General features: G+C 64.8%; 18 protein-coding genes and 1 other RNA gene. 9 read left to right on the forward strand and 10 right to left on the reverse strand.

Translation table 11 applies throughout. The features are described 5' to 3' along the window. Nucleotides 1–78: 78 nt before the first annotated feature. The 3 genes from ssrS to IAG39_RS27420 form a co-directional block, all read right to left on the reverse strand. Nucleotides 79–263, reverse strand: a non-coding RNA gene (gene ssrS, locus IAG39_RS27410) — 6S RNA. A gap of 34 nt (nt 264–297) precedes the next feature. Next, nucleotides 298–609 carry a cell division protein ZapA gene (locus IAG39_RS27415; protein WP_006388757.1) on the reverse strand — a complete coding sequence of 104 codons (312 nt, stop codon included), beginning with the start codon at nt 607–609 and terminating at the stop codon, nt 298–300. Then, nucleotides 609–1,055, reverse strand: coding sequence for a hypothetical protein (locus IAG39_RS27420; protein ID WP_054458532.1), 447 nt, complete (start codon nt 1,053–1,055; stop codon nt 609–611). Before IAG39_RS27420 ends, IAG39_RS27415 begins: the two co-directional genes overlap by 1 nt. A gap of 424 nt (nt 1,056–1,479) precedes the next feature. Here IAG39_RS27420 and IAG39_RS27425 point away from each other — a divergent pair, with 424 nt between their 5' ends. The 4 genes from IAG39_RS27425 (at nt 1,480) to IAG39_RS27440 (ending at nt 6,239) form a co-directional block, all read left to right on the forward strand. Then, on the forward strand, nt 1,480–1,944 hold the full coding sequence (locus tag IAG39_RS27425; protein ID WP_059373032.1) for a tripartite tricarboxylate transporter TctB family protein: 465 nt from the start codon (nt 1,480–1,482) through the stop codon (nt 1,942–1,944). A gap of 13 nt (nt 1,945–1,957) precedes the next feature. After that, on the forward strand, nt 1,958–3,463 hold the full coding sequence (locus IAG39_RS27430) for a tripartite tricarboxylate transporter permease (protein ID WP_054458528.1): 1,506 nt from the start codon (nt 1,958–1,960) through the stop codon (nt 3,461–3,463). Between the two features lie 189 nt (nt 3,464–3,652). Then, nucleotides 3,653–5,257: a gamma-glutamyltransferase family protein gene (locus IAG39_RS27435; RefSeq protein ID WP_118932591.1), complete on the forward strand. Its 1,605-nt coding sequence runs from the start codon at nt 3,653–3,655 to the stop codon at nt 5,255–5,257. 76 nt (nt 5,258–5,333) lie between these two features. Further along, complete coding sequence (locus IAG39_RS27440; protein ID WP_118932590.1) at nt 5,334–6,239, forward strand: NAD(P)-dependent oxidoreductase; 906 nt, start codon at nt 5,334–5,336, stop codon at nt 6,237–6,239. Between the two features lie 65 nt (nt 6,240–6,304). Here IAG39_RS27440 and IAG39_RS27445 read toward each other — a convergent pair whose 3' ends face one another. Next, entirely contained in the window at nt 6,305–6,934 is a 630-nt protein-coding gene (locus IAG39_RS27445) for an FMN-dependent NADH-azoreductase (RefSeq protein WP_059373026.1), read from the reverse strand. Nucleotides 6,935–7,086: 152 nt separating this feature from the next. Here IAG39_RS27445 and IAG39_RS27450 point away from each other — a divergent pair, with 152 nt between their 5' ends. Next, nucleotides 7,087–8,022, forward strand: a complete 936-nt coding sequence (locus IAG39_RS27450; RefSeq protein ID WP_059373024.1) for a LysR family transcriptional regulator — start codon at nt 7,087–7,089, stop codon at nt 8,020–8,022. On the opposite strand, the gene IAG39_RS27455 is transcribed toward IAG39_RS27450, so the two are convergent. The 6 genes from IAG39_RS27455 to IAG39_RS27480 all read right to left on the reverse strand — a co-directional run bounded on the left by IAG39_RS27455 (nt 8,016) and on the right by IAG39_RS27480 (nt 14,033). Further along, nucleotides 8,016–8,945 (reverse strand): 2-hydroxyacid dehydrogenase, encoded by a 930-nt coding sequence (locus tag IAG39_RS27455; RefSeq protein ID WP_059373023.1) that lies wholly within the window; start codon nt 8,943–8,945, stop codon nt 8,016–8,018. The genes IAG39_RS27450 and IAG39_RS27455 overlap by 7 nt on opposite strands. Before the next feature lie 108 nt (nt 8,946–9,053). Then, a complete protein-coding gene (locus IAG39_RS27460; RefSeq protein ID WP_059373021.1) occupies nt 9,054–10,583 on the reverse strand; it encodes a tripartite tricarboxylate transporter permease in 1,530 nt (509 codons plus the stop codon). 6 nt (nt 10,584–10,589) lie between these two features. Beyond that, nucleotides 10,590–11,018 carry a tripartite tricarboxylate transporter TctB family protein gene (locus IAG39_RS27465; RefSeq protein WP_118932598.1) on the reverse strand — a complete coding sequence of 143 codons (429 nt, stop codon included), beginning with the start codon at nt 11,016–11,018 and terminating at the stop codon, nt 10,590–10,592. Between the two features lie 242 nt (nt 11,019–11,260). Continuing rightward, nucleotides 11,261–12,763, reverse strand: a complete 1,503-nt coding sequence (locus IAG39_RS27470; RefSeq protein WP_118932597.1) for a sensor histidine kinase — start codon at nt 12,761–12,763, stop codon at nt 11,261–11,263. A 30-nt stretch (nt 12,764–12,793) separates the two neighbouring features. Then, on the reverse strand, nt 12,794–13,480 hold the full coding sequence (locus tag IAG39_RS27475) for a response regulator (protein ID WP_008157866.1): 687 nt from the start codon (nt 13,478–13,480) through the stop codon (nt 12,794–12,796). Beyond that, nucleotides 13,461–14,033, reverse strand: a complete 573-nt coding sequence (locus IAG39_RS27480) for an RNA pyrophosphohydrolase (RefSeq protein WP_042796390.1) — start codon at nt 14,031–14,033, stop codon at nt 13,461–13,463. The genes IAG39_RS27475 and IAG39_RS27480 overlap by 20 nt, the downstream gene beginning before the upstream one ends. A gap of 65 nt (nt 14,034–14,098) precedes the next feature. Here IAG39_RS27480 and IAG39_RS27485 point away from each other — a divergent pair, with 65 nt between their 5' ends. From IAG39_RS27485 to tolR, 4 genes are read left to right on the forward strand one after another with little or no spacing between them, the layout of a single operon-like run. Beyond that, complete coding sequence (locus IAG39_RS27485; RefSeq protein WP_054458515.1) at nt 14,099–15,826, forward strand: proline--tRNA ligase; 1,728 nt, start codon at nt 14,099–14,101, stop codon at nt 15,824–15,826. Between the two features lie 53 nt (nt 15,827–15,879). Continuing rightward, nucleotides 15,880–16,302: a tol-pal system-associated acyl-CoA thioesterase gene (gene ybgC / locus IAG39_RS27490; protein WP_059373015.1), complete on the forward strand. Its 423-nt coding sequence runs from the start codon at nt 15,880–15,882 to the stop codon at nt 16,300–16,302. Between the two features lie 2 nt (nt 16,303–16,304). Further along, nucleotides 16,305–16,985 (forward strand): protein TolQ, encoded by a 681-nt coding sequence (gene tolQ, locus IAG39_RS27495; protein ID WP_054458511.1) that lies wholly within the window; start codon nt 16,305–16,307, stop codon nt 16,983–16,985. After that, nucleotides 16,985–17,443 (forward strand): protein TolR, encoded by a 459-nt coding sequence (gene tolR / locus IAG39_RS27500; RefSeq protein ID WP_059373013.1) that lies wholly within the window; start codon nt 16,985–16,987, stop codon nt 17,441–17,443. Before tolQ ends, tolR begins: the two co-directional genes overlap by 1 nt. Nucleotides 17,444–17,457 lie beyond the last annotated feature (14 nt).

Below are 17,457 nucleotides of genomic sequence, written 5' to 3' on the forward strand. Positions count from 1 at the left end.
ACTGGTCCTAGAGGGAGGACGAAGGGGAGTGGGGAGGCGCCCGAGGCGGACCTGCTCTTATGGCAGGCCCGCTGGGATAGATGCCCCGCCTGTGCCGTCAAGGCCGGCATCTCGAACCCTGAGGTTCAAGGTGGTCGCGTTCCGAAGAGCGTCGGGTTCGTCTACAGGAGACGATCACTCCAGCTCTGCACTCCCGCAACCAATATGCCAAAAGACATAGGTTCAGAGAATGTATGGCCTAGTCACGAACACGGCAGGGACAAACTGAAAATACTTGAATACTGCTTTTATGAACTGTCAGAGCAGTTTTTCCTGACCCGACAAGGCGTCATCGAGTACTGCGTTCATGTCCTCGATTCTACGCTTGAAGTCGCCGACCGCCAAACCGCCCAGCGGACCATCGGGCGCTTTCATGGCGAGCAGCTCGCCCGCGACTTGCAGCGCGGCCATCACGGCGATGCGTTCATTGCTGGAGACCTTGCCCGTGCCCTGGATGCGCAGCATCAGTTGGTCCACGTGGCGCACGGCGGCCAGCAGCGTCGGCTTCTCTTCGGCGGAACACGCCAGGGAATAGTCGCGCCCCAGTATGGTGACATCTACGCGTTCCATCAGTGTTGCTCTCCAGACGGTGCGCCCGGCAGGCGGGCCAGCACGGCGTCGATGCGCTCGCGGGCCGATGCGGCGGCCACGCGCAAGCGCTGTAATTCGGTGTCGCGGGTCTGCAAGCTACCCTGCAATTCGGTTTCACGGGCGGAGAAACGCGACTCGAGCGACTGGCGCTCGGAGGTTTCGCGGGCCAGTTGCTCGCGCAGCGCGGCCTCGGCCTGCTGGGCTTGCTCGAGCATGGAGGTGACCGCGCCGTCGTGATCCTGAAGCTTGCTCTGGAGCGTGACGATTTCGGCCTCGCGCTCGGCGGCGCGCTGCTTGAGCACACGCTGCTCAGCTTCGGTTTCGTTCAAGCGTTGGCGCAACGCGTCACGCTCTGCGTGGAGTTGCCGGGTGCGTTGCACCAGTTGCCCTATGCGGGCGGCGAGTTGGTCTAGATCTTGCAGCATGGGCGCTATCGTAAACCATCCTGAGTTGAACGGGGTCTCTTCACGCAAGGTGAGAAACCCGGCAATATTCAGTAGGATTTATCCCTCCCTCATTCGAAAGCCACGCATCCGGCCGACCCTGCTTTCGTCTTTCTTTCTATAAACTTTCACTTAGCTTTCAAAAAGCCCTCAAACTTCCTGACCCGTTACAACTCGGGGTCGGGAGTTCCCGAATTCTAGGGAAAACCCCAGCCTTTCACCGACCTTACAGGGTTTGCAGCGTGGCGGGCGTCCATTACCATTCGCCCTTTCAAGAATCCCAGCCTTACCTTTCATAAGAACAAATGGCACCCCGAAGTGCCTTTTTTGTGCCTGTCACTCGCCTGTCGGCGGGATTGGCCACAGACCTTTTTATCTACATGCTGTAAACAGGAGCCAACCAATCATGCAGCTACGCAATCGACAGGACTTCTGGTCGGGGGTGATGTTCATCGCCCTTGGACTGGGATTCGCCTGGCAGGCCAGCAGCTACCAAATGGGTACTGCCGCCCGAATGGGCCCAGGGTATTTTCCTTTCTGGCTAGGCATAGTTCTGGCATTGCTGGGCGCCATCGTGCTGCTTGGCTCGATGTCCAAGAAGGCGCACGAAACCCACGTCGACAAGTTCGATTGGCGCATCGTGTTCCTGGTGGTCGGATCGGTCGTGCTCTACGGCTTCATCCTCAAACTGCTGGGCATCTACATCTCGGTATTCGTTCTGGTTGTGGTCAGCAGCCTGGCCAGCCATGAGTTCAGCCTGAAGGTCGCCGTCGCCAACGGCATCTTCCTGGTGGTGTTCTCGTATCTGGCATTCGTCAAGGGGCTGGGGCTGATTTTCCCGCTGTGGCCGTCGTTTCTGGGCATGAACTAAGGAGCCTTCGGCCATGGAATTGTTTGACAACCTCATGCTGGGCTTCTCGGTGGCGTTCACGCCCGAGAACCTGGCCTATGCCTTGCTGGGCTGCATCCTGGGCACGCTGATCGGCGTGCTGCCGGGCATCGGCCCTGTCCCGACCATCGCTATGCTGCTGCCGATCACGTACGTGCTGCCCCCGGTGGCCGGCCTGATCATGCTGGCAGGCATCTACTACGGCGCCCAATACGGCGGCTCCACAACGGCAATTCTCGTGGCATTGCCAGGGGAAACGTCCGCGGTGGTGACCGTGCTGGACGGCCACCAGATGGCCCGCAACGGCCGTGCTGGCGCCGCGCTGGCAATCGCCGCGCTGGGTTCGTTCTTCGCAGGCTGCGTGGCCACGCTGCTGCTGGCCGCCTTCGCGCCCCCGCTGGCTGAAGTCGCGTTCAAGTTCGGCCCGGCCGAGTACTTCTCGCTGATGTGCCTGGGCCTGGTCGGCGCCGTGGTGCTGGCTTCGGGTTCGCTGCCCAAGGCCATCGCGATGATCCTGCTGGGTCTGCTGCTGGGCATGGTGGGCACCGACGTGAACTCGGGCGTCGCCCGCTTCGACTTCGGCATCCCCGAACTGCAAGACGGCATCGACTTCGCCATCGTGGCCATGGGCGTGTTCGGCTTCGCCGAAATCATGACCAACCTCGAGCAGAAGGAAAACCGCGTCGACATCACCGACAAGATCGGCTCGCTGTATCCCAACAAGCAGGAATTCAAGGAAGCCGCCCCCGCTGTGCTGCGCGGCACGGCTCTGGGTTCGGCCCTGGGCATCCTGCCTGGCGGTGGCGCCGTGTTGTCGTCGTTCGCTTCCTACACGCTGGAAAAGAAGATCTCGCGCAATCCGGAACGCTTCGGCAAGGGCCACCCGGCCGGCCTGGCTGGCCCGGAATCGGCGAACAACGCCGCTGCCCAGACCTCGTTCATCCCGCTGCTGACCCTGGGCATCCCGGGTAACGCCGTGATGGCGCTGATGGTCGGCGCGATGACCATCCACAACATCCAGCCCGGCCCGCAAGTCATGACGAGCCACCCGGAGCTGTTCTGGGGCCTGATCGCCTCGATGTGGATCGGCAACCTGATGCTGGTGGTGCTGAACCTGCCGCTGATCGGCCTGTGGGTCAAGCTGCTGAAAGTGCCCTACCGCATCCTGTTCCCGGCGATTCTGGTCTTCTGCACGATCGGCGTGTACTCGTTGAACTACAACACGTTCGACATCTTCACCACCGCCATCTTCGGCATCATCGGCTACGTGTGGTCCAAGCTGAAGTGCGAAGGCGCACCGCTGCTGCTGGGCCTGGTGCTGGGCCCCATGATGGAAGAGAACTTCCGTCGCGCCCTGCTGCTGTCGCGCGGCGACTTCACGACCTTCGTGACGCGTCCGCTGTCGGCCTCGCTGCTGGCCGTCGCCGTCTTCCTGGTGATCCTGGTGGCCCTGCCGGCGATCCGCAAGAAGCGCGAAGAGACCTTCGTCGAAGAAGACTAAAGCGCAGCCTGCCGCCTCGCTGCGGCAGTCCCGCCCTGAAAACCCCCGGGTTCCGCCCCGGGGGTTTTTCTTTGCGCGCACGGTATTCGGTCCGATAGACGCTACCAATCAATACAACTCAATACGGGTTATGTTCAAACGCAGTTCGCGTACGTTAAGCTAGGGGTTTACCCCACGCGATGATTCGAGATGAATTTCAACTGGAACAACCCCTATCCCACCACCCGGCACCCAGTGTTCGCACGCAACGTGGTTGCCACCTCGCAGCCGCTGGCCGCCCAGGCGGGCTTGCGGATCCTGGCGCAAGGCGGCAACGCCGTCGACGCGGCGATCGCCGCAGCCGCCACGCTGGCCCTGACGGAGCCGGTCAGCAACGGGCTGGGATCGGATTGTTTCGCCATCGTCTGGGACGGCTCGAAGTTGCATGGCCTGAATGCCTCGGGTACGGCGCCGGCAGCCTGGAACATGGATTACTTCCGGCGCAAGCACCAGGGCGCCATCCCGACGCGCGGCTGGGACAGCGTGACGGTGCCTGGCTGCGTGGCGGGCTGGGCCGCCCTGCATGAAAGGCTGGGCCGGTTGTCCTTTGCCGATGTGCTGGCGCCCGCCATCGAATATGCCGAGCGCGGCTTTGCCGTGTCGCCCATCGTGCAGGAAAAGTGGGCGGCGCAGGCCGACCTCCTGCAGCCGCAGCCAGGCTTTGCCGAGCATTTCCTGCCACGCGGCCGCGCACCGCAGGTCGGCGAGCACTTCGTGCTGCAAGGCGCGGCCGCCACGCTCAAGCGCATTGCGGCCAGCGGCGGCCGGGACTTCTACGAAGGCGAGACCGCCCACAAGCTGGTGGCGCATGCCCAGGCCCACGACGCCGCGCTGACGCTGGCGGATCTGCGCGATTACGCGCCGCAGTGGGTGGCGCCGATCAGCCAAGCCTACCGCGGCCACACGCTGCATCAGATTCCGCCCAACGGCCAGGGCATCGCCGCCCTGATCGCCCTGGGCATCCTGCAGAACTTCGACGTGGCGGCCCGCCCGGTGGATCACCCCGCAACCCAGCACCTGCTGATCGAGGCGATGAAGCTGGCGTTTGCCGATGTCTACGCGCACGTGGCCGACGCACAACACATGCAGGTCACGCCCGAACAGATGCTGGCCGCGGACTATCTGGCGCAGCGGGCGCGCCTGATCGACCCTAATGCGGCGCAGGCCCACGCCAGCGGCCACGCGCCGCGCGGCGGCACTGTCTACCTGACGGCCGCGGACAAGTGCGGCATGATGGTCAGCTTCATCCAGTCGAACTACATGGGCTTCGGCTCCGGCGTGGTGGTCCCAGGCACCGGCGTCAGCCTGCAGAACCGCGGCCATTGCTTCAGCACCGACCCTGGCCACCCCAATGCGGTGGCGGGCGGCAAGCGCCCCTTCCACACCATCATCCCGGGCTTCCTGATGCGCAATGGCGCACCCGTCATGAGTTTTGGGGTCATGGGGGGCAATATGCAGCCCCAGGGGCAGGTGCAGACGCTGGTGCGAATGCTGGACTACGGCCAGCAGCCGCAGGCCGCCTGCGACGCGCCTCGCTGGAAATGGAACCATGGGCTGTCGCTGGACGCGGAGGCCGGCCTGCCCGCGGCCGTCGCCGAGGGGCTGCGCGCCCGCGGCCACGTGCTCGAAAGCATGGCGGATCCCTACATGGACTTCGGCTCGGGACAGTTCATCTGGCGCCTGGGCGACCCGGCGGTGGACGGGTATGTCAGCGCCAGCGACAGCCGGCGCGATGGACTCGCCGCGGGCTTTTGATTGCGTTAAGGTTAGGGCCTGTTTACTGGCGCCAGCGCCCCTGATGGCCCCAATCACATAAAGCGGAGTCCCCTGCATGGCAACGATCGGTACCAAGAGCTACGACGCTGTCGTACCCCAGAAAGTCACTTTCCTCGGTTTGGGCGTGATGGGCCTGCCCATGGCCGGCCATCTGGCGCGTGCGGGACATGACGTCACGGTCTACAACCGCTCGCCGGCCAAGGCCCAGGCCTGGGTCGCCGAGTTCGGCGGCAAGAGCGCAGCCACGCCGCGCGAAGCCGTGGCCGGCGCGCAGATCGTGTTCGCCTGCGTCGGCAATGACGACGACCTGCGCAGCGTGGTGCTGGGTCCCGACGGCGCGTTCGCCGGCATGACGCCAGGCGCGGTCTTCGTCGACCACACCACCGCGTCCGCCGACGTGGCGCGCGAACTCTACGCGCAGGCCAAGGACCTGGGCCTGAATTTCGTCGACGCGCCGGTGTCGGGCGGGCAGGCAGGCGCGGTCAACGGCGTGCTGACCATCATGTGCGGCGGTGAACAAGCCGTGTTCGATGCGATCAAGCCCGTGGCGCAGAGCTTCGGCCGCGCGGTCACGCTGGTGGGTCCGCCCGGAGCCGGCCAACTGGCCAAGATGGTCAACCAGATCTGCATCGCAGGCGTGGTGCAGGGTCTGTCCGAGGCGATCGCCTTCGGCCAGGCTGCCGATCTGGACATGAAGCTGGTGCTGGACGTGATCAGCAAGGGCGCGGCGCAGAGCTGGCAGATGGAGAACCGCGGCGGCACCATGGTCGACGACAAGTTCGACTTCGGCTTCGCGGTGGACTGGATGCGCAAGGATCTGGGCCTGGTGCTGGCCGAAGCCCGCCACAATGGCGCGCGCCTGCCCCTGACGGCCCTGGTGGACCAGTTCTATGGCGACGTGCAGAAGCTGGGCGGCGGCCGCTGGGATACCTCCAGCCTGATCAAGCGCCTGCGCGACTGAGCCCTGCCCTTGCGGCAAAAAAAAGGCGAGCCGCAAGGCTCGCCTTTTGCTTTGGACGCCTGCGCTTACGCGGCCAGGCTGTCCTGCTGCGCGGCGGGCAGCAGCGCGTCGATGCGCTGCTTGGCCTGCGCCATGCCTTCCAGCGCTGCCACTTCGCCCATGGCCATGCCTTCGGCGGCGATGAAGGTGACGTCGGTCATGCCCAGGAAGGCCAGCATCTGGCGCAGGTAAGGCGTCATCGTGTCCGAAGGCGTGCCTTCGGCCTTGCCGCCGCGAGCGGTCAGCACGAACACCTGCTTGCCCTTGACCAGGCCTTCGGGCACGCCTTCGGGGGTATAGCGGAAGGTGACGCCGGCGCGGGCGAGATGATCGAGATAGCTCTTGAACTGGGCGGGCATGTTGAAGTTGTAGACCGGAACGGCGAAGACCACGCGATCGGCCTCCATCAATTCGGCTACCAGAGCATCGCTCATCTCAACCAGGCGTTGCTGGTCCACGCTGCGGGCATCGGCCGGGGTGAACAGCGCGCCAGCGGTGTTTCCGTCGAAGTACGGAATGGGCTGGGCGCCGATGTCGCGAACCTTGATGGCCGCGGCCGGATTAGACGCCTTGACGCGGTTGATCAGGTGATCGGCCAATTGCTTGCTGTTGGAACGATCGCCGAGAATAGAGGAAAGGATAACCAGGGTCTTCATTGCAAATTTCTCCAGTGAGGGCCCGCTCGCTGCGGGCGGTCAGGATCCGTAGGCTTTGATCAGATCCCGAGTGCATGGCGTCACTGTAGACGGGTTAATTGTTCACATAAATCCGGTTATGATGAACTATTCGTTCCAGGAATAGAACAATCATGCAAGATCTCAACGACCTCTACTACTTTTCCCAGGTAGTCGAACAGGGGGGCTTCAGCGCCGCGGCCAGGGTGTTGGACATCCCGAAATCCCGCTTGTCGCGCCGGATCTCGCACCTGGAGGAAAGCCTGGGCGTGCGTCTTTTGCAGCGCACGACGCGGCGCTTGCGCCTGACCTCGGCCGGCGAGCGTTATCTGCACTATTGCCGCGAAATGGCCGCATCGGCGCGCGCCGCCGACGACGCCATGCGGCAACTGCAGGCCGAGCCCACCGGCCCCGTGATCGTGAGCTGCCCCGTGTCCATCGCGCAGGACGTGCTGTCGCCGCTGTTGCCCGAATTCCTGGACGCCTGGCCCGCCGTGTCGGTGCAGTTGCTGGTGACCAACCGCCGCGTGGACCTGATCCGCGAGGGCGTGGACCTGGCCCTGCGCGTGCGCACCAAGCTGGATACCGACGCCGAACTGGTCGTGCGCCACTTCGGCACGGCGCGCGGCACGCTGGTCGCCAGCCCCAGCTATCTGCAGCGCCATGGCACGCCCGACAGCCCGCAGGATCTCGCCACGCACACCACGCTGAGCTTCAGCGATCCGCAAAACGAAGTGCGCTGGCCGCTACGCAACGACAAGGGTGAAGAGGTGCACGTGGAATTGAAGCCGCAGCTGTCATGCAACGACTTCATCGTGCTGACCGAGGCCGCGGTGCGCGGCCGCGGCATCGCCCTGCTACCCTCGATCGCCACGCATGAACAGCTGCGGCGCGGCCAGCTGGTGCAGGTTCTGCCGCAATGGCAGTCGCCCGAGGGCATCGTGCATTGCATCTATCCGTCGCGGCGGGGCATGATGCCCGCCGTGCGCGCCCTGCTCGATTTCCTGTCGGAGCGCCTGCCCGCGATGTATCAGCGGCTGGAAAAGGCGCCGCTGCCGCCGGCTCAGTAGCCGCGCGAGCGGTCCACCACGCCGGTGATGGCTTCGCCGCGCTGCAGCTGCGCGACCTTGCCCGCGATCTGGCGGATGCTCTCGTCGCGCAAGGTGCGCGCCGCGATGTGCGGCGTCACATGCACGCGCGCATCGCGCCAGAACGCGTGGTCCTTGGGCAAGGGCTCGGTGTGGAAGACGTCCAGCGTGGCGCCGTCGATCTCGCCTTCTTCGAGCATCTGCACCAGATCGTCCTCGACCAGATGCTCGCCCCGGCCGACGTTGACCAGATGCGCATGCGGCAGCAGTTGCGACAGCGTTTCGCGGTTGAGGATGCCGACCGTGTCCGGCGTAAGCGGCAGCACGTTCACCAGGAAGCGCGTGCGGGCCAGGAACGCCGGCAAGGCGGCCGCTCCCGCAAAGGTTTCGACGCCGGGAATCTCGCGCGGCGTGCGCGACCAACCCGCCACGGGGTAGCCGAATTCGGCCAGGGTCTGAGCGACCCTGGCGCCTACCTGCCCCAGGCCCAGCACGCCCACCGGCCAGTCCGCCTGCCGCGAACCTTCACGGGTGTCCCAATGCTGCCGCGCCTGCGCATGGTCGAACGCTTCGAAATCGCGCGAGACGCGCAGCAGCGCATACAGCGCGTATTCCGCCATCTGCACCGACATGCCCGCGTCTTCCAGGCGGACGATGCGCACCTGCGGCGGAATCTCGGGCATCTTCAGCAAGGCGTCGACGCCCGCGCCCAGATTGAACAGCGTGGTCAGGCCGGTTTCGTGCTTGAAGAGTTCGGCCGGCGGACGCCACACCAGCGCCGCCTGCGCGCCCGAGGGCGGGCCGTCCGGATTCCACACGGAAATGCGGCATCCGGGCATGGCGGCTTCCAGCAGCGGAACCCAGGCGGCGGGATCATGGTGGGGACAGGCAAAGAGTATGTGCATGGTGGCTCTGTGTGCAGGCTCGGGAAGCCTCAAGCATGAGGGATGCCGCCGCACAAATCAAACGGCCCGGCATATGGCCGGGCCGCGTGCAGACAAACGGAAAAGCGCTCAGGCCGCCTGCGGCACCTCGGGCTTGCCTTTGCCCTTGTTCTTGTTGCGGCGCAGGAAGGCCCACACCTGCAGGAAGACCAGCAAGGCGCTCGCGCCGATGAACCACGCGCTGATCGGGCGCTCCACGAACACCGCCAGATCGCCGCGGGACAGCAGCAACGCGCGGCGGAAGTTCTCTTCGACCATGGGGCCAAGCACGAAGCCGAGCAGGATGGGCGCGACCGAGAATTCCAGCGTCATGAGGATGGCGCCGATCACACCGAAAGCCAGCACCTCCCAAATCTGGAAGAGACTGTTCTGGGTGCTGAACACCCCCACCGCGATGAAGAACAGCGCCGACGGGAACAGGTAGCGGTACGGCACCTGCAGCAACTTCACCCACACGCCGATCAGCGGCACGTTCAGCACCATGAGCAGCACGTTACCCACCCAGAAGCTGGCGATCAGGCCCCAGAAGATGTCCGGATGCTCGGTGATCAGCTGCGGGCCGGGCTGGATGCCCTGGATCAGCAGCGCGCCCAGGATCAGCGCCATCACGGCGTCGCCGGGGATGCCCAGACTCATCGTGGGGATGAAGTCGACCTGCGTCTTGGAGTGCGAGGACGCTTCCGGCGACGCCACGCCGGCGATCATGCCGGTGCCGAACTTCTCGGGCGTCTTGGAGATCTTGCGCTCCAGCGCATAGGCCACGAAGGTGGTGATGGTGGGGCCGGTGCCGGGCATGGCGCCGAACAGCGTGCCTACCGCCGTGCCGCGCACCATGGGCCAGAACGCGGTCTTGAGTTCCTGCTTGCTGGGCCGCATGTCGCGCAGGCGCAGCTTGGCGCCGCTGCCGATGATGGTCATGCGGTTGACGCTCATGAGGAAGTCGGCCACGCCGAACAGGCCCATGGAAATCGCCACCAGTTCCAGGCCGTCGGACAGGTCCAGCAGCCCGAACGAAAAGCGGATGGTGCCGGTATTCACGTCCGTGCCCACCACGCCGCACATCAGGCCGAACAAGGTCATCGCCACGCCCTTGAGCGGCGAGCCGCGCGACATCGTGGCGCCGGCCAAGAGGCCCAACAGCATGATCGAAAAGATCTCGGTGGGACCGAACTTGAACGCCACTTCAACCAGCAGCGGCGACGCGAAGATCATGACGATGATCCCCACCGACGCGGCGAAGAACGAACAGATCATCGTGATGCCGAGCGCGGTTCCGCCCTTGCCCTGTTTGGTCAGCGGATAGCCGTCCAGGCAGGTGACCGCGTGCGGCGGATGCGAAGGCAGGTTGAGCAGGATCGCGCCGATGGCGCCGCCGTACTGCGAACCGTAGAAGATGCCGGCCAGCATCAGGATGGCGGGCACCGGATGCATTACGTAGGTCAGCGGCAGCAGAATGGAAATGGCCGACAGCGCGCCCATGCCGGGCAGCACGCCGATGAGGTTGCCCACCAGCACGCCGAAGAACGACCACATCAGGTTGTGCCACTGGAAGGCGACGCCGAAGCCGTACCAGAGGTCCATCAAAGATTGAGAAATCATGGCGCTTCAACCCCAGCGAAACAGCGGAAGCTGCAACTGCAACGCCCACCAGAAGACGACGACCGCGATGACGGTCATGGCGATCGACAGCAGCAGAGCCTGCTTGATCGTGTTGTTGCGGTCGCCCAGCGCCGAGATGAACACGATGGCGAACGTGGCGGGCAGCAAGCCGCCGTAGTGGCCCAACAGCAGGAAGGCCAGGATGCCCAGCAGGATGCAGGCGCCGCCGCGGAAATCGGGCAGGCCGTGGCCATGGCCGTCGCCGGGCGGCGGCGCGGACGACTCGCCCGAACGCGCCGAGATGGCGATCAGCACGCCGGTCAGCGCCAGCAGGCCGCCGAGCGCCGCCGGGAAAAATCCGGGGCCCATGTGGCTCAGGGTGCCGATGTGATAGTCGGTGCCGCCGTAAATCGCCCCCAGCCCAATGAGGACCATCAGCGCTCCGCCGTAATAGTCCTTTCTATTGATTGTCTTTTGCACTTCATCCTCCTTCGTAGTGCGGCCGCACGCCTCACCGGGACACACGCTCGAACGAGCGCCGCCCGGTGCCTGACGACAGGTCCGGACGCAGATTACGGAAGGAAGCTGCTAATCCGCTTTCTATGCGCTGTCGTGCTCCTGAATCCGGGGGTTATCCCTGAACGGAAGCCGCACATGAATGCGGAAATGCGGAGAAGTTACTGATCGCCCTTGAGCTCGACATCGAGCGGACGAGGATATTGCGAGACGATGGCCGCTAGCGGCAGCCACAGCACGGAAGCCAGGCCGACGCCACCTTGCGCGTTCGGTTCGCCGTCGCGCAATTCGATGTCGCCATCGTTGCGGCGTGCGTAAGCGCGGGCGATCGCCAGCCCCAGGCCCGAGCCCGACGAGGCGACCGGCTTGTCCGTGCCGACCCGCTCGAAACGCGCGAAGGCGCGCTGGCGCAGTATCGGGTCCAGCCCCGGCCCGTTGTCGGAAACGGCAACCTCGGCGCGGTTGTCGCGGCAGCAGACCGACACGGTGATGCGCGCGCCAGCAGGCGCGTAGTGGATGGCGTTGTGCACCAGGTTCGACAAGGCTTCGTGCAGTTCGGCCTCGTTGCCCGACACCGGCGCGGGGGTTTCCTGACCCTCTTCGGAACCCGCCTGCACCCAGCCCAGGTCCTGCTGCTTTTCATGCGCCAGCGGCAGGTACTGCAGCACCACCTCGCGCGACACGGCGTTCATGTCCAGCAGTTGCCTCGGCAACTGGTCGGCCTGGTTGGCGTGAGCCAGCGACAGCAGCTGTTCAGTCAGGCGGCGCGTGCGGCCCAGCTGGTCGACGATGCCGCGCAGGCCCTCCTGCGCCCGGGCCGGATCGCGTTCGCGCAGCGCGTACTGCGCCTGCGTCAGCATGATGGCCAGCGGCGTGCGCAATTGATGCGAAGCATCGGCCAGGAACTGCGACTGCTCGTCGAGGACGCGGCGGTAGCGGGCGATATGGTGATTGACCGCATCGACCAGCGGCGCCACTTCGCTGGGCACGCGCGAGGCGTCCAGCGGCGTCAGGTCATCGGGGCGGCGCGCGCGGATATCGTTGCGCAGCCGGCGCAGCGGCTTCAACGCCCACGACACGCCCCACCACACCAGCAGCGCGACCAGCGCCAGCATGCGCGTGTCGCGCAGGATTTCCTGGCGCCGGGCGTTGTTCTCGGCCTCGATGCGCTTGCCTGTGCTTTCGGCCACCACGACCAGCACCTGGCGGTGCTGCCCCTGGTAGTACAGGTCGCGCACCACCGCGACGACGCGCACGGGATCGTTGCGATAGACGCTGTCGTAGAAAACGGGCTGGCTGTTGGAACGCGGCCAGGCAGGCGGACGCGGCATCTCCGGCATGCCGAGCAAGGTCTTGCCCGGCTCGGTGGGGACGGCGGCTCCGTCCGGCAGCGGCGGATCTATCTCTTCGATGCGGAAATACTTGCGCAGGCCCGCGCGGGACTCGAGCATCACCTGCGCGTACAGCGGCGTAGCGACCTGCAGGTTGCCGTCAGGCGTGAATTCCAGACTGCTTTCCAGCACCCGGGCAGGCTCGACCAGGGCGCTGTCGTAGGCTTCGTTGGTGATCTCGGCCAGCGTGCGGTAGTCGTTCACGCTGTCCACCACCAGCAGCACGATCACGCCCGGCAGCAGCAGAATGATCAACAGCGCGCGGATGCCCACGCGCGGCAGCTCGGATAGCCGCAGCCTCACTCAGGATTCCGCGGACTCGCTGGCGACGCTTTCCAGCATGTAGCCCAGCCCGCGCACGGTGACGATGCGCACGTCGCTGCCGGCCAGCTTCTTGCGCAGCCGATGCAGCACCACCTCGATGGCGTCGGGATTGGCTTCGCTATCGTGCGTGAACACCTTGCCGAACAGTTGGGACTTGTCCACCGGATAGCCGCTGCGGGTAAGCAAGGCGGCCAGGGCGGCATGTTCGCGCGGCGTCAGGAACAGCAACGAGCCGTCCAGGGTGAAGGCGCGGCTTTCGCTGTCGTAGGACAGCGAGCCGCATTGCAGGCGCGGATGCTGGCGGCCGCGGCTGCGGCGCACCAGCGCCGTCAGGCGCGCTTCCAGTTCCTCGAGCGCGAAGGGCTTGGTGAGGAAGTCGTCCGCGCCCAGGTTCAGGCCGCGCACGCGGTCCTGCAGAGCGCCTTGGGCAGTCAACAGCAGCACGGGGGTGCGGTCGTCGCGGTTGCGCATTTCGCGCAGCACCACCAGCCCGTGCTTGTCGGGCAGGCGCAGGTCCATGACGATGGCGTCGTATTCGGTACCGGCCATGAAGGCTTCGGCGGTGCGGGCGTCGGCCGCGTGGTCCGGCACGAACCCGCTCTGGGCGAGCGCGCGCATCAACCAGGACGCCATGTCCCGTTCGTCTTCAACCAACAATATGCGCATGACCGTCCGTTCCTTCAGGCAGATTCTCTGCTGCCCGTTGCCCGTGCACCCGCTGGCGCAAGTAGCGGGTTTCGTGATGGCGCCGGAAGAGGATAGCCGACAGCTCGTTCAGCGCCTGGGTGTAGACATCGCGCTTGAACTCGATCACGGCATCCAGGGGCACCCAATACTGGCTCCAGCGCCAGGCATCGAATTCCGGATGCTGCGTCGCGCGCAAGCACACGTCACTGTCACGTCCTACCAGGCGCAACAAGAACCAAATCTGTTTTTGTCCTTTATAGTGGCCACGCCACTCACGCCGGACGAAGTGATCGGGCACGTTATAACGTAACCAATCGCGTGTACGCCCCAAAATACGGACATGCTCGGGCTTCAAGCCCACCTCTTCATGGAGTTCGCGATACATGGCCTGCACCGGGCTTTCGCCATACTTGATGCCGCCTTGGGGGAACTGCCAGGCATGTTCCCTGATACGCTTGCCCCAAAAGACCTCGTTTCTACCGTTGACGAGAATGATGCCGACATTGGGGCGGTAGCCTTCGCGGTCAAGCATGGGCCACCCCCACCGAATTCAATACAATTACGATCGATTATACGTATCTGCAGCCACCTTTAAACATGCGCGCATCCAACTACCACATCAACACCCTCAAAGAAGCCCCTTCCGAAGCCGAAGTCGCCAGCCATCAGCTGATGACCCGGGCAGGGATGATCCGCAAGCTCGCGGGCGGCATCTACACCTACATGCCCCTGGGGCTGAAAGTCATCCGCAAGGTCGAGGCCATCGTCCGCGAAGAAATGAATGCCGCGGGTGCGATCGAGCTGCTGATGCCGGTGGTGCAGCCGGCCGAGCTCTGGCAGGAATCGGGCCGCTGGGAGCAATACGGCGCCGAGCTGCTGCGCATCAAGGACCGGCACCAGCGCGATTTCGTGCTGCAGCCCACGTCCGAGGAAGTCATCACGGACATCGCGCGCAACGAAATCCACAGCTATCGCCAGCTGCCGGTGAACTTCTATCACATCCAGACCAAGTTCCGGGACGAGCGCCGCCCGCGCTTCGGCCTGATGCGCGGCCGCGAATTCACCATGAAGGACGCCTATTCCTTCGACCGCGACGAAGCCGGCGCTCAGGCCAGCTACGACACCATGTTCAACGCCTACATGCGCATTTTCGGCCGCCTGGGTCTGGAATTCCGCGCCGTGGCCGCTGACACGGGCTCGATCGGCGGCACCCGCAGCCACGAATTCCAGGTGATCGCCGACACCGGCGAAGACCTGCTGGTCTACAACGCCGATTCGGACTACGCCGCCAACATGGAGCTGGCCGAGGCCCCCGGCCTGTACCCGACCCGCGCCGAGCCCGCCCAGGCCATGGCCGAAGTGCCCACGCCGGGCGCCGCCAAGTGCGAAGACGTGGCCAAGCTGCTGGGCCTGCCGCTGGAGCGCACGATCAAGTCCATCGTGCTGGCCACCGACGGCGAGAAAGGCGCCGACATCTGGCTGCTGCTGCTGCGCGGCGACCACGAACTCAACGAAATCAAGGCCGGCAAGCTGCCCGGCCTGGCCGGCTTCCGCTTCGCCACGGAAACCGAGATCGTCGAAACCTTCGGCTGCAAGCCCGGCTACCTGGGCCCGGTCAAGACCGTCCGTCCCGTGCACGTCATTGCCGACCGCACCGTGGCCAACATGGCCGATTTCGTCTGCGGCGCGAACAAGGAAGATTTCCACATCCAGGGCGTGAACTGGGGCCGTGACCTGCCCGAGCCCGAGCTGGTGGCGGACCTGCGCAACGTAGTCGCCGGCGACCCCTCGCCGGACGGCAAGGGCACCCTGTCGATCCAGCGCGGCATCGAAGTCGGCCACGTGTTCTACCTGGGCAAGAAGTACTCGGAAGCCCTCAAGGCCACCTTCCTGGACGAAACCGGCAAGCCCGCCGTCCTGGAAATGGGCTGCTACGGTATCGGCGTGACCCGCATCGTGGGCGCGGCCATCGAGCAGAACCACGACGCCCGCGGCATCATCTGGCCGCGCGCGATCGCCCCCTTCGAAGTGGTAATCTGCCCGGTCGGCTGGGGCAAAAGTGAAACCGTGCGTGACACCGCGCAAAAGCTCTACGAATCCCTCCTGGCGCGCGGCGTGGACGTCATCCTGGACGACCGCGATGCCCGCCCGGGCGTGATGTTTGCTGAATGGGAGCTGATCGGCGCGCCGCTCCGTGTAACAGTTGGAGAACGCGGCCTGAACGATGGTGTGGTGGAATTGCAGGCCCGTCGGGAAACCGAAGCGGCCAAGATTCCGGTAGAGTCCGCGCTTGAAGCCGTGCTGACGAAACTCGACACGCTGTAAACCTTATAGTAACTACGGACTTTCCGCGTCCCGACTGCCCTTTTCTATCCATCGTGACCGATCCGAAGTCCGCCGAATCCGTCCTGCAGGTCCGTGTCTACTACGAAGACACGGATGCAGGCGGAGTGGTTTTCTACGCCAACTACTTGAAATTCCTGGAACGCGCACGCACCGAGTGGCTGCGCAATCTGGGGGTCAACCAGTCCAACCTGGCGGCCAGCGAACAACGTCTATTCGTTGTCCGCTCCCTGGACATGTCCTACCGCAAGCCGGCCAGGCTGGACGATTTACTTACCATACGCAGCCGGATCACACGACTCGGCCGCGCTTCGATACACTTCGCGCAACGCGCGGAACGCGACGGGGAACTGCTTGCCGACGGCAACATCCAAGTCTGCTGCGTCGATGCCATTCACATGCGGCCGGCGGAGTTGCCGGCTGACGTTCGCGCCAAACTGGAATTCATTCAGGAATAACCATGCAAGTCACCAACGACATGTCGTTGCTTTCGCTGATTTCGCACGCCAGCGTGCCGGTCCAGCTGATCATGCTGATGCTGTTGGGCATTTCGATCATGTCCTGGACCTACATCTTCGCCAAGCGGCTGGCGATCAAGCGGGCCCATGCCCAGACCCGCCGCTTCGAAGACGATTTCTGGTCGGGCGGCGACCTGTCCATGCTGCAACAGGCCGTGGCCTCGCGCCGCGACGAGCAAGGCGCGCTGGCCCGCATCTTCGATGCCGGCATGACCGAATTCCTGAAGGCCCGCCGCGGCAATGCCTCCGGCGACGCCACCGCCCTGCTGGACGGCCCGCGCCGCGCCATGCGCGCCGCCTACCAGCGCGAGATGGATTCGCTGGAATCGCACCTGAACTTCCTGGCTTCGGCCGGCTCCGTGTCCCCTTACATCGGCCTGCTGGGCACGGTCTGGGGGATCATGCACGCCTTCATCGGCCTGTCGAACATGCAGCAGGCCACCCTGGCCTCGGTGGCTCCCGGCATCGCGGAAGCGCTGATCGCCACCGCCATCGGCCTGTTCGCGGCCATTCCCGCCGTGGTCGCCTACAACCGCTTCACGAACGACATCGATCGCATCTCGATCCGTTTCGACAGCTTCGTCGATGAATTCCTGAACATTCTGCAACGGCAGGTGCGCTAATGCCCTCGGTAAGCTCACGCGGCAGGTCCGGCCGCCGCATGAAGGCCGACATCAACGTGGTGCCGTACATCGACGTGATGCTGGTGCTGCTGGTCATCTTCATGGTGACCGCTCCTCTCATCACGCCCGGCCTGATCCAGCTGCCCTCCGTCGGCGCGGCTTCGGACGTGCCGGTCAAGCCGCTGGAAGTCCAGATTTCGGAAGACGGCAAGATCGCCCTGCGCATGCGCGAACCCGGCGCCACCATGCAGGACATCGCGCGCCCCGAGCTGGTGGCGCAAGTGCGTTCGCGCATTACCGCGGAAACCCCGGTGGTCATCGCCGCCGACGGCAAGGTGCCCTACGAAACGGTCGTGAAGGTCATGGATGAACTTCGCACCAGCGGCATCACCCGCCTGGGTCTGCTGGTGGACCAGTCCGCCGGCGCATCCCAGCCTGCTCCCGCAAAAAAACGCTAACGCGACGCCTTCCG

Source organism: Achromobacter xylosoxidans (assembly GCF_014490035.1).
Lineage (GTDB): Bacteria > Pseudomonadota > Gammaproteobacteria > Burkholderiales > Burkholderiaceae_B > Achromobacter > Achromobacter bronchisepticus_A.

Excerpts from the sequence above, each read along its gene's own strand:
- IAG39_RS27415 (WP_006388757.1), bottom strand. The coding sequence starts at position 609 with ATGGAACGCGTAGATGTCACCATACTGGGGCGCGACTATTCCCTGGCG.
- IAG39_RS27420 (WP_054458532.1), bottom strand. The coding sequence starts at position 1,055 with ATGCTGCAAGATCTAGACCAACTCGCCGCCCGCATAGGGCAACTGGTG.
- IAG39_RS27425 (WP_059373032.1), top strand. The coding sequence starts at position 1,480 with ATGCAGCTACGCAATCGACAGGACTTCTGGTCGGGGGTGATGTTCATC.
- IAG39_RS27430 (WP_054458528.1), top strand. The coding sequence starts at position 1,958 with ATGGAATTGTTTGACAACCTCATGCTGGGCTTCTCGGTGGCGTTCACG.
- IAG39_RS27435 (WP_118932591.1), top strand. The coding sequence starts at position 3,653 with ATGAATTTCAACTGGAACAACCCCTATCCCACCACCCGGCACCCAGTG.
- IAG39_RS27440 (WP_118932590.1), top strand. The coding sequence starts at position 5,334 with ATGGCAACGATCGGTACCAAGAGCTACGACGCTGTCGTACCCCAGAAA.
- IAG39_RS27445 (WP_059373026.1), bottom strand. The coding sequence starts at position 6,934 with ATGAAGACCCTGGTTATCCTTTCCTCTATTCTCGGCGATCGTTCCAAC.
- IAG39_RS27450 (WP_059373024.1), top strand. The coding sequence starts at position 7,087 with ATGCAAGATCTCAACGACCTCTACTACTTTTCCCAGGTAGTCGAACAG.
- IAG39_RS27455 (WP_059373023.1), bottom strand. The coding sequence starts at position 8,945 with ATGCACATACTCTTTGCCTGTCCCCACCATGATCCCGCCGCCTGGGTT.
- IAG39_RS27460 (WP_059373021.1), bottom strand. The coding sequence starts at position 10,583 with ATGATTTCTCAATCTTTGATGGACCTCTGGTACGGCTTCGGCGTCGCC.
- IAG39_RS27465 (WP_118932598.1), bottom strand. The coding sequence starts at position 11,018 with ATGGTCCTCATTGGGCTGGGGGCGATTTACGGCGGCACCGACTATCAC.
- IAG39_RS27475 (WP_008157866.1), bottom strand. The coding sequence starts at position 13,480 with ATGCGCATATTGTTGGTTGAAGACGAACGGGACATGGCGTCCTGGTTG.
- IAG39_RS27480 (WP_042796390.1), bottom strand. The coding sequence starts at position 14,033 with ATGCTTGACCGCGAAGGCTACCGCCCCAATGTCGGCATCATTCTCGTC.
- IAG39_RS27485 (WP_054458515.1), top strand. The coding sequence starts at position 14,099 with ATGCGCGCATCCAACTACCACATCAACACCCTCAAAGAAGCCCCTTCC.
- tolQ (WP_054458511.1), top strand. The coding sequence starts at position 16,305 with ATGCAAGTCACCAACGACATGTCGTTGCTTTCGCTGATTTCGCACGCC.
- tolR (WP_059373013.1), top strand. The coding sequence starts at position 16,985 with ATGCCCTCGGTAAGCTCACGCGGCAGGTCCGGCCGCCGCATGAAGGCC.